General features: G+C 67.9%; 8 protein-coding genes. 1 reads left to right on the plus strand and 7 read right to left on the minus strand.

The window, feature by feature from the left end; genetic code table 11:
* Positions 1–159: 159 nt before the first annotated feature.
* From H0X90_RS30165 to aceK, 5 genes are all read right to left on the minus strand, one after another.
* Positions 160–1,431 (minus strand): dienelactone hydrolase family protein, encoded by a 1,272-nt coding sequence (locus H0X90_RS30165; protein ID WP_006487605.1) that lies wholly within the window; start codon positions 1,429–1,431, stop codon positions 160–162.
* A 106-nt stretch (positions 1,432–1,537) separates the two neighbouring features.
* Positions 1,538–1,972: a YchJ family protein gene (locus tag H0X90_RS30170; RefSeq protein WP_006495438.1), complete on the minus strand. Its 435-nt coding sequence runs from the start codon at positions 1,970–1,972 to the stop codon at positions 1,538–1,540.
* Positions 1,973–2,010: 38 nt separating this feature from the next.
* Positions 2,011–2,688 (minus strand): SDR family oxidoreductase, encoded by a 678-nt coding sequence (locus tag H0X90_RS30175; protein WP_006495437.1) that lies wholly within the window; start codon positions 2,686–2,688, stop codon positions 2,011–2,013.
* A 111-nt stretch (positions 2,689–2,799) separates the two neighbouring features.
* Complete coding sequence (can, locus tag H0X90_RS30180) at positions 2,800–3,567, minus strand: carbonate dehydratase (protein WP_006493618.1); 768 nt, start codon at positions 3,565–3,567, stop codon at positions 2,800–2,802.
* Positions 3,568–3,624: 57 nt separating this feature from the next.
* A complete protein-coding gene (aceK, locus tag H0X90_RS30185) occupies positions 3,625–5,442 on the minus strand; it encodes a bifunctional isocitrate dehydrogenase kinase/phosphatase (protein WP_077189563.1) in 1,818 nt (605 codons plus the stop codon).
* A gap of 304 nt (positions 5,443–5,746) precedes the next feature.
* Between aceK and H0X90_RS30190 the strand changes: the two genes are divergently transcribed.
* A complete protein-coding gene (locus H0X90_RS30190; protein ID WP_006483650.1) occupies positions 5,747–6,826 on the plus strand; it encodes an MBL fold metallo-hydrolase in 1,080 nt (359 codons plus the stop codon).
* A gap of 19 nt (positions 6,827–6,845) precedes the next feature.
* On the opposite strand, the gene H0X90_RS30195 is transcribed toward H0X90_RS30190, so the two are convergent.
* Complete coding sequence (locus H0X90_RS30195) at positions 6,846–8,489, minus strand: ABC-F family ATP-binding cassette domain-containing protein (RefSeq protein WP_077189562.1); 1,644 nt, start codon at positions 8,487–8,489, stop codon at positions 6,846–6,848.
* 192 nt (positions 8,490–8,681) lie between these two features.
* On the minus strand, positions 8,682–10,277 hold the full coding sequence (locus H0X90_RS30200) for an ABC transporter substrate-binding protein (RefSeq protein ID WP_006483648.1): 1,596 nt from the start codon (positions 10,275–10,277) through the stop codon (positions 8,682–8,684).
* Positions 10,278–10,494: the final 217 nt, after the last annotated feature.

The raw sequence follows: 10,494 nt of genomic DNA on the forward strand, positions 1-10,494 counted from the left end.
GCGGCGGCGCGGCGGTGGGGGGAACCGGAACGCAATGAGGCAACCGGAACGGCAGGCGGCGCCGCGCGACGGACACGCGCTCAGGAGAAAAGAAAAGGAAGCGAAGCGGGGGAAAAGACGAAAAACGCGTGCGGCGTACGATCCGCCGCGCGTCGGACGTCAGCGCGAAGCCAGTGCGCGCGTATCGGTGTCGCGGGCGGGGGCGTCGCCGTTGTCGGCCGTCTGCGTCGCGTTGTCGTTCCACACGACACGGTCGTTGACCGCATACAGCCGGCATGCGCCCGCGCCTTGCTTCGCGCAGTTGTCGAGCGCGAGCGCCATCGGATCGTCGCCGCCTTCGGCCCACGACCACGCGCCTTCCGACGACACCGCGAACGCGCGGCTCGGATGCTGGTTCAGGAAGCGGCGATAGCCTTCGCGGCCGGCTTCGTCGACGTACGGCACCGCGTTGACCGCATCGATCGACGCATAGCCGGTGGCCTTCGGCTCGTGCGGGTTCGCGACCGCATAGCGCACCGCGGTCGGCAGGTTCAGTTCGGCGAGGAATGCGTGCACGGCCGGCCACCACACGGGCACGCCGTCGCGATCGACGATCAGCCGGTGCGCGTCGTCCTTGTAGCGGCCGAAATCGATGAACTGCGCTTGCGTGCCATGCGACACGTACGCATCGTGCATCTGCGCGACGAGCGCGGGCGTCCACACCGAATCGTTGTCGCCGTACAGCCACAGCGACCGCACGGCCGTATGCGCGCCGTACTGGTCGAACGCGTCGACGAGGTTGCGCTGCCAGCCGTCGCACAGGTCCTGGCGCAGCCCGCCGGAGAAGTTGATGATGCCGCGCACGCCCGCCGCGGCTTCGGTGCCGTAGGCGACCGACACGAGGCCGCCGTGCGACGTGCCGGCGACGACGATGCGCGACGCATCGACGTACGGCTGGCGCGACATGTAGCGCACCGTCGCGTCGACGTCGGCGGCCTGCGCGAGGCCGTTCTTGCCGACGTTGCAGCCTTCCTGCTGGTACGTGCCGCCCGAACCGGCGAAGCCCTGGCGATTCGGCGCGATCACCGCATAGCCGCGGCGCACGAATTCGCGCGCGAACGCGAGCGGCCGGCTGCGCGGCTGCAGATGGAGATCGCCGGTGTTTTTACCGTGGTTGAAGACGACGAGCGGGAACGGGCCGGGGCCGTTCGGCTTGAACAGCGTGGCCTCGAGCGTGACGGCGCCCGACGCGTCGGCCGGAATGCGGAGGATCTGTTCGTTGAGGTCGGCGGCAACCTGCGGCAGGTTCGCGTCGGCGTAGTCGAAGTGCTCGGCATGGGCGAGCGAGCCGCTGGTGCCCGCACCCGTATTGGCGCTCGGCAGCGTACCGGCCTGAGCGGCCGACAGCGCACAGGCCGCCATCCATCCCACCAATACCTTGCTGAACGCCATCCGTAAGCCCTGCCATGCAACATGACCAATTCGAGGTCATCGTAGCCCGACAAAATCGGGTTGTGCAATGCGGGAATAACCCGGCGTCTGACACAGCAACTATTTGTCAGCGTTCACTTACTTCGCCGTCGACATAGCGCCAGAAACCGTGCTCGTCGCGCTCGAAACGGCTCGTCTCGTGCAGCCGGTAGGCGCGTCCGCCGACCTTGTAGCGGGCCACGAATTCGACCTCCGCGTGCCGGTCGTCGAGCGGCGCGTGGCGTTTGACCGCGAGGCCCAGCCAGCGCGGCGCGTCCGGCGCGCTGGGGTCGGTGTCGAGATCGGGCGGGCAGGTGCGCGCGGCCCACGTCGCGCGCAGGTAATCGGTCGCGCCGAGCACGTACGCGCTGTACCGCGAACGCATCAATTCGAGTGCGGTCGGCGCGGCCTCGCCGCCGTCGATGAAGCGGCCGCAGCAGGCCGCATAGCGCGGCGCGGACGTCCTGGCGGGCGCGGGGGACGCGCCGCCGCACGGGCACGCGTCAGGTCGGTTCAAAATCATGCGAAATGTGAATTAACAACGCTGGGTTGTCGGCGCACTCACCAGCTGAGCTCGATGCCGTCGTACTGGAAGAACCGGCCGTTCGCCTGGGACACGTCCGAACCGGATTCGGCGATGACGCGACGCATGCCGGTCACGCTCGTTTCCGGATCGATCGCGGCCTGCGCGCCGCCCATGTCGGTGCGTACCCAGCCGGGATGCAGCGAAATGCACGCGGCATGGCGCGTCTGCAGCGACGCGATGCGCAGCGCGTCGTTCAGCGCGGCCTTGCTCGCGCGGTACAGCCAGCCGGTCGTGCCGGTCGCCTCGGCGATGCTGCCCATCCGGCTCGATACGACCGCCAGCACGCCGCGCGCATCCTCGACGAGCGGCAGCAGGATCGGCAGCAACTGCATCGGCCCGCGCACGTTCGTATGCATCACCGCGTCGAAATCCTCGGCGGTGATCGTCTCGACGCCTTCGGTGCGCGGCCCGTACACGCCCGACACGAGCACGGCCGCGTCGAGCCGCTCGCCGTCGAGCTTCCAGCCGAGCGCCGCGATCTGCTCGGGCTGCGCGATGTCGAGCGCATGCGCCTGGGCGCCGAGCGCGCGCAGCGCGTCGAGCGACGCGGCGTCGCGCGCGGTGGCGATCACGTTCCAGCCGTCGCGCCGGTATTGCCGGACGAATTCGCGGCCGAGGCCGCGCGATGCACCGACGATCAATACGGTTTTCATGCTCGTCGCTCCTTGGGTTGGCGCCGCCGTGGCGGTGCCGGTGTCAGATCAGTTCGATGCGTGCCGCGCCCGCGCGGCAGTCGCCGCCGGGCGGCCGGCGCGCACCTCACGTTACTGCGCGTCGTCACACGGCTTCAGCGTGGCGGCGACCGCCTGCGCGACGCCGTCGAGCCGTGCGGCGTCCGCCGCGACCATGTCGTTGTCCGGCGCGTGCTGGCCGCGCGCGGTCAGCGCCGCCACGCAGCGCTTGTAGGTTGCGTCGAGCGCGTCGAAGTTCGACACGGACATCCCGAGGTTGCGCATCCGGCCGTCGTGCACGCCGTACACGAGCCCGTGCACGGTGAGCGACTGGCCGCGTGCCCATGCGTCGTTGACGATCGTCGTGCGGCACACGTTGACGACCTGTTCGATCGAATTCAGCTCGATCAGGCGGCGATACCTTGCTTCGCCGACCGGCCATTCGTCGAGCAGGGCCGCATGGCGCTCACGCACGTCCTGCACGTGATGCAGCCAGTTGTCCGCGAGGCCGACGCGGCGGTTGTGCAACGCCGCGTTCACGCCCGAGCAGCCGTAGTGGCCGACGACCATGATGTGCTTCACGCGCAGGATGTCGACCGCGAACTGGATCACCGACAGGCAGTTCAGGTCGCTGTGCACGACCACGTTCGCGATGTTGCGGTGCACGAACACTTCACCCGGCGGCAGGCCGATGATCTGGTTCGCCGGCACGCGCGAATCCGAGCAGCCGATCCACAGATATTCCGGTGCCTGCTGGTCGGCGAGCCGGGCGAAGAAATCGGGATCGTCGGCGAGCTGGCGCTTGACCCAGGCATCGTTGTTGTCGAACAGATGTGAAAGCGGATTGTCTTGGGTAGTCATCGGTGTGGATTCCGTTGTCGGAAATCAAGTCGATATCGGATCGGGGTGTGGCCGGCGTCAGGCGGCGCGCTGCGCGTCGCCCGCGCCGTCGTTGCGGCCCGTCGCCCCGAAGCGCGCGGGGTAGCGCACGCAAAAGCGCAGGGTCGCGTCGTACGGATAAAAATCGGGCAGTTCGCCCTGCATCAGCTTGTCCTTGCTCGCCTGCCACAGCGCGGGATCGAAAAAGTCCGCGTGATGCTTCATGAAGACGCTGCGCACGCGCGGGTCGCCGAGCAGGAACGGCCCGTAGGTCTCCGGAAAGATGTCGTGCGGACCGACGGTATACCACGGTTCGCCGGACAGCTCGTCTTCCTCGTTGCGCGGCGGCGGCACGCGCCGCACGTTGCAGTCGGTCAGGTATTCGATCTCGTCGTAGTCGTAGAACACGACGCGGCCGTGGCGCGTGACGCCGAAGTTCTTGTACAGCATGTCGCCGGGGAAGATGTTCGCCTTCATCAGCTCCTTCACCGCGTTGCCGTATTCCTTCACGCCGTGCTCGACGTCCGCGTCGCTGCCGTTCTGCAGGTACAGGTTCAGCGGCGTCATCCGGCGCTCGATGTACAGGTGCTTGATCACGAGCTTGTCGTCCTCGTATTCGAGCAACGACGGCACTTCCTTCTCGAGTTCGCGCACGAGCGCGTGATCGAGCCGCGCGAGCGGCAGCGCGACGCTCGAATACTCGAGCGTGTCGGCCATCCGCCCGAGGCGGTCGTGGCGCTTCACGAGCTGGTACTTCTCCATGATCTGTGCGCGCGTCGTTTCCTTCGGCGGCGGGAAGTGGTCCTTGATGATCTTGAACACGTACGGGAACGACGGCAGCGTGAACACGAGCATCACGAGGCCCTTGATCCCGGGCGCGATGATGAAGCGGTCGCTCGAATGCGACAGGTGGTGCAGCAGGTCGCGGTAGAACAGGTTCTTGCCCTGCTTCTGCAGCCCGACCGACGTGTAGATCTCGGCCTTCGGCTTGCCCGGCATGATCGTGCAGAGGAACTCGACGTACGCGGACGGCACGCCCATGTCGACGAGGAAGTACGAATGCGAGAAGCTGAAGATGATCTGCAGCAGGTCGCGGCGCAGCAGCACGGTGTCGAGCGCGAGCAGGCCCGGGCGCACGTGGCGGATCGGCACCGCGAACGGCAGCACGCGGTCGGCGTTGATGATGCGGCCGATGATGTACGCGCTCTTGTTGCGGAAGAACAGCGACGACAGCACGTGGATCTGGAAATTCGGCGCTGCGTCGAAGTGGCCGAATTCGTCGTCGATCGCCTGCATCACGCAGCCGATGTCGCGCGTGAGATCCTCGAACGCCGGCTCGAGCTGGAAGTTCGTGACGATGCGCTCGAGCGTGACCGCGAGCCCGTCGGTGCCCGGATAGTACGCGCGGTAGGTCGGTTTCGCGGCCGGCTCGTCGTTCTCCAGGTACTCGGTCGAGATCGCCGGGCGCACGAAGATGAAATCGTTGCTGAAATACGAGCGGTGCAGGATCTTGCAGCACACCGAATTGAAGAAGGTCTCCGCGCACTCGGGCTGGCGGTGCGACGTGAGCAGGCCGATGTAGTGCAGCTTGATCTGCTGCCACACTTCGTCGTCGATGTTCTCCGCGTCGTATTCGTCTTCCAGCACCTCCACGCATTCCTTCACGCGCTCGTCGTACGACGTGATCCGCTCGCGTGCGAGCCGCTGCAGCCCGTGCCAGTCGCCGCGCTCGAACAGCGTCTTCGCTTCGACGGCCGCTTCGCGGAAGATCCGGTAATGGCGATCGAAGTATTCGAGCATCGTCTGCGCGACGTCGAAACCGATCTGCGACGACAGCAGTTTGGGGAAGTGATTCATTGCGTGCAGGCTCGTTCGGGAGGGGCTGTAAGCACTCGCCATTTTAGCGCCCAAGTCGGCGTTTCAATGACTTTCGGGGCGACGCGCGAATGGCCGTCAATCGGCGTGTTGCTCGCCGTTCGGCGCCGTTCGGTGCATCTTCGCGTAAAGATACGGGTACGGAACCGATTCTGACACGAACTTTTTTTGGCGGGCCGGCGCCCGCCGGGCACGCGTTTTTCGCGACGGCGATAGAATCGACGCACCGCCCGCCGCGCCCGCCGCCGGCGCGCATTCGCACCGATAACGACGAGACACCCCATCGATGAACGCCCTGGAACACCAACTCGACTACCCCTTCGCCGATACGCTGCCCGCCGCGGGCGACACGTTCGAGGTTGCGCCCGGCGTGCGCTGGCTGCGCATGCCGTTGCCGTTCTCGCTCGATCACATCAATCTCTGGCTGCTGCGCGACGAGATCGACGGGCAGGCTGGCTGGACGGTCGTCGATTGCGGGATCTCGTCGGACGCGATCCGCACGCACTGGGAGCAGATCTTCGACACGCAGCTCGACGGCCTGCCCGTGCTGCGCGTGCTCGTCACGCACTGCCACCCCGATCACTTCGGCCTCGCGAACTGGCTGTGCGAAGGCGGCGACCAAGGCCGCTGGAACGTGCGGCTGTGGATGACGCTCGGCGAATATATGTTCGGCTGCCTGATGGCGGCCGGCAACGGTTCGAACGCGGGCGGCGCGGCCGCCGCCGATCACTTCGCGCGCCACGGGCTGACCGATCCGGCCGCGCTCGACAAGCTGCGCAACCGCCGCAGCTACTACTCGGACCTCGTGCCGGCCGTGCCGCCGCGCTACCGGCGCCTGCGCGAAGGCGACGCGGTGACGATCGGCGCGCGGACGTGGCGCGTCGTCACCGGTTTCGGCCATTCGCCTGAACATTGCGCGCTCCACAGCGAAGCGGACGGCGTGCTGATTTCCGGCGACATGGTGCTGCCGCGCATCTCGACGAACGTGTCGGTGTTCGACCTCGAGCCGGAAGCGAACCCGCTCGCGCTGTACCTCGAATCGCTCGGCCGTTACGAGACGATGGCGCCCGACACGCTCGTGCTGCCGTCGCACGGCAAGCCGTTCCGCGGCGTGCGCACGCGCATCGCGCAACTGCGCGAACACCACGATGCGCGCCTGGCCGAAGTGCGCGTCGCGTGCGCGGAGCAGCCGATGAGCGCGGCCGACATCGTGCCGATCATGTTCCGCCGCCGCGAGCTCGACATCCACCAGATGACGTTCGCGCTTGGCGAGGCGCTCGCGCACCTGAACCTGCTGTGGCTCGCGGGCGAACTCGTGCGCGAGCAGGGCGACGACGGCGTGCTGCGGTTCCGCACCGCCGGCTGAGCACGACGCTGCGTCGCCGTCACGCGACGGGTTCGTAGCGCCACCCGTCGCGCTGCCACTGCATCGTGTGCGTCGGTTCGAGCGCCGCGAGAAACGCGGCGTCGTGCGACGCGACCACGAGCGCGCCCGGGAAGCCGGCCAGCGCCGCTTCGATCGCGCGCACCGATTCGAGATCGAGGTGATTGGTCGGCTCGTCGAGCAGCAGCAGTTGCGCCGGCGTGCCGCGCCACAACGCGCACGCGAGCGCCGCCTTCAGCCGTTCGCCGCCGCTCAGTTGCCGCGCCGGCTGCGTCGCACGCGTCGCGTCGAGCTGCAGCAGCGCGAGACGGCTGCGCAGGTCGCCTTCGGCGAGCGGCGTATCGAGCAGGCCCAACTGGTCGACGATCGAGCGCTCGGCGTCGAGCAGCGCGAGCCGCTGGTCGAGATACGCGGCGCTCACGTGCGTCGTGCAGGTGCCCGAACGCGGCGCCAGCTCGCCCGCGAGCATTCTCAGCAACGTCGACTTGCCGCAGCCGTTCGGGCCCGTCAGCGCGATGCGCACGGGGCCGCTCGCCGACCACGTGATCGCGTCGGCGTCGCCCGCGACGCGCCACGGCAGTTGCGCGCGTTCGAGCGTGAACAGCTGGCGGCGCGCGCTGACCTCGGTGCCCGGCAGCGATACCAGCACCGGCGCGTCGGCTTCGACGCGCGCGGCCGCTTCCTGCACGCGCGCGTCGAGCATCGCCTTGAAGTCGCTCTGATGACGCCGGACGGTCCCCATGATCGCGCGCGCGGCGCCCTTGCGGCTTTGACGCGCCATCGACGACAGGTTGGCTGTCTTCGCGTCGCGCAGCGACGCGGCCGCGTGACGCTGGATCGTGTCGTGTTCCTGTTCCAGCCGGCGCCGTGCGCGCCCGCGCTCGGTGCGCGCATGGTCGAGCGCCGCGTGCGCGGCGTCCTGTTCCGCGTCGCGCTGCGCGCGGTAGCGCGCATAGTTGCCGCCATATGAACGCGCGCCGTGCGGCGTCAGCTCGACGATGCGTTGCACGCCGGCGAGCAGCGCACGGTCGTGGCTGACGATGACGACGCCGCCGCGCCAGCCGTCGAGCGCCGCGCGCAGCCACGCGCGGCCCGGTGCGTCGAGATGGTTGGTCGGTTCGTCGAGCACGAGCAGGCCGGCGCCGGACAGCAGCGCGCCGATCAGCGCGACGCGCGCGAGCTGGCCGCCGCTCAACGCGTGCGCGGGCGTGTCGGCGTGGACGTCGTGCAGGCCGGCCGCGTCGAGCGTCGTGCGCAGCCGCTCCGCGAGATCCCAGCGATCGCCGATCAGCTCGAAGTCGTGCGGCGTTGCGCGCCCGTCCGCGAGACGCGCGAGGGCGCCGAGCGGGGCATCGAGCGCGGTGATCTGCGCGACGGTCCGCGGGGTGGCCATTGCGTCGTCGTCGTGCTGCTGCGCGACGTAGACCACCTGCGCATGCCGCTCGATCGTGCCCGCGCTGGGCGCGCGGCGGCCCGCGATCAGTTGCGCGAGCAGGCTCTTGCCGATGCCGTTGCGGCCGACGATGCCGGTCGGCGTGCGATCGATGGACAGGTCGAGCGAATCGAACAGCGTGACGCCGTCGTCGAAGCGGAAGGAAACGTGATGAAGCGCGACGAGCGCGCCGGTGGGCGTGGCTGCAGCCATAAGCACCTCCAAAAATGCGTGAAGACCTTCGCGCGCGGCGTGCGTGGCACGGGCGGCGAAAACATTTCGGGAAGGCTTAGTTGTTCACTTTGGCTGGCGTCCGGTATGAGGAATAGGCGCGCAGTGTAGCAAGCACGCCGTGCGGGCCGCAAGCGGGCGGCGCGTGCGCCGTCGCTTGCGCGCCACGCACGGTTACTGCACGGCGACCGTCGTGAAGTTCTGCCGTCCGAACGGACTGACGTGATAGCCGCTCACGTTGGTGCGCGTGAGCGCGGCCGCGGTCGGGTAGCCGAGCGGAATCCACAGCGCCTGATCGTGGATGATCTTCTGCGCGCTTTCGTACAGCTTCGCGCGCTTGGCCTGGTCGGCGGTCGCCTTGCCGTCGGCGATCAGCTTGTCGAGCGGCGCATCGCAGAAGCGCGCGAAGTTGATGCCCGACTTCACCGCGTTGCAGCTGAACAGCGGCGACAGGTAGTTGTCCGGATCGCCGTTGTCGCCGGCCCAGCCCATGAACAGCATGTCATGCTGGCCGAGCTTCGCCTGCTTGATCAGCTCGCCCCATTCGATCACCTTGACCTCGGCCTTCACGCCGATCTTCGCGAGGTCGGCCTGCAGCAGTTCGGCGCCGACCTTCGGATTCGGATTCAGCACGCTGCCGGTCGGGCGCGTCCAGATCGTCGTCGAGAAGCCGTTCGGGAAGCCGGCCTGCGCGAGCAGCTGCTTCGCCTTCGCGGGATCGTGCGGGTACGGCGCGATGTCCTTCGCGTAGCTCCACGTGTTCGGCGGATACGGGTTGTTCGCGGCCGTCGCGGTGTTGTCGAACACGACCTTCAGGTAGGTCGCGCGGTCGAACGCGAGGTTCAGCGCCTCGCGTACCTTGTCGTTGTCGAGCGGCTTCTTCTGCGTGTTCAGCGCGACGAACGCGGTCATGAACGCGGGCGTCTGCACGACCTTCAGCGCGCTTTCGCCCTTCGCGGCGAGCACGTCCTGCGGCTTCGGCGACAGCGCGATCTGGCATTCGCCGGCCTTCACCTTCTGCAGGCGCACCGACGGGTCGGGCGTGATCGCATAGATCAGCCGGTCGACCTTCGGCTTCGGGCCCCAGTACGTCGGGTTCGCGTCGTAGCGGATCAGCGCGTCCTTCGTATAGCTCTTCAGCACGAACGGGCCGGTGCCGACCGGCTTCGCGTTCAGGTCGGCCTGCTTGCCGGCCTTCAGCAACTGGTCCGCATATTCGGCCGAGTAGATCGACGCGAAGCCCATCGTCAGGATCGGCACGAAGGTCGCGTTCGGCTCGTTCAGCACGAATTTCACCGTGCTGTCGTCGACCTTCGTGACCGACTTCACGAGCTTCACGAGGCCCATCGACTGCGCGTGCGGGAAGCCGCTCGCGCCGGCGACCTTGTGCCACGGGTTCGCATCGTCGAGCATCCGCGTGAACGTGAACACGACGTCGTCCGCATCGAGCGCGCGGCTCGGCTTGAAATAGTCGGTGGTCTGGAACGCGACGTTCGGGCGCAGGTGGAACGTGTACGTGAGGCCGTCGGCGCTGGCCTCCCATTTGTCGGCGAGCGCGGGCACGACCTTTTTCGCGGCCTCGTCGTAGGACACGAGCGTGTTGAAGATCACGTCGGCCGATGCATTGGTCGTGACGAGCGAGTTGTACTGCACGACGTCGAAGCCGTCCGGGCTCGATTCCGTGCAAACGGTGAGCGGCTTGGCGGCGGCGAGGCCGGGGGCGGCAAGGGCGGCGGCGATGGCGGCCGCGGCGAACAGCTTGACGTGCATAGGATCTCCCACGTGGCTTGTGTTTTTCGCTGGATGATGGAGGCAGGCGCGGCCTGGAAGCGGCAGGGCCGGCGCGGCTGGCGAATAGCATACCGTCAAAGCGCGCGACGCGTGAAAAAAGGCGCCGGAACGCGGCGAATTGGCCGAAAAACGGCTGCGTTCGCGACGGAACGGGTGTTGATGCGGCGAAAGGTGCGGTGGAGGCGGCGGGCGGGGC

This window comes from Burkholderia sp. 9775_39 (assembly GCF_015712225.1).
In the GTDB taxonomy this organism is placed as follows: Bacteria; Pseudomonadota; Gammaproteobacteria; order Burkholderiales; family Burkholderiaceae; genus Burkholderia; species Burkholderia cenocepacia.

Bases quoted from the DNA above. Each gene is read 5' to 3' on its own strand.
- H0X90_RS30165 (WP_006487605.1), bottom strand. From the start codon at position 1,431: ATGGCGTTCAGCAAGGTATTGGTGGGATGGATGGCGGCCTGTGCGCTG.
- H0X90_RS30170 (WP_006495438.1), bottom strand. From the start codon at position 1,972: ATGATTTTGAACCGACCTGACGCGTGCCCGTGCGGCGGCGCGTCCCCC.
- H0X90_RS30175 (WP_006495437.1), bottom strand. From the start codon at position 2,688: ATGAAAACCGTATTGATCGTCGGTGCATCGCGCGGCCTCGGCCGCGAA.
- can (WP_006493618.1), bottom strand. From the start codon at position 3,567: ATGACTACCCAAGACAATCCGCTTTCACATCTGTTCGACAACAACGAT.
- aceK (WP_077189563.1), bottom strand. From the start codon at position 5,442: ATGAATCACTTCCCCAAACTGCTGTCGTCGCAGATCGGTTTCGACGTC.
- H0X90_RS30190 (WP_006483650.1), top strand. From the start codon at position 5,747: ATGAACGCCCTGGAACACCAACTCGACTACCCCTTCGCCGATACGCTG.
- H0X90_RS30195 (WP_077189562.1), bottom strand. From the start codon at position 8,489: ATGGCTGCAGCCACGCCCACCGGCGCGCTCGTCGCGCTTCATCACGTT.
- H0X90_RS30200 (WP_006483648.1), bottom strand. From the start codon at position 10,277: ATGCACGTCAAGCTGTTCGCCGCGGCCGCCATCGCCGCCGCCCTTGCC.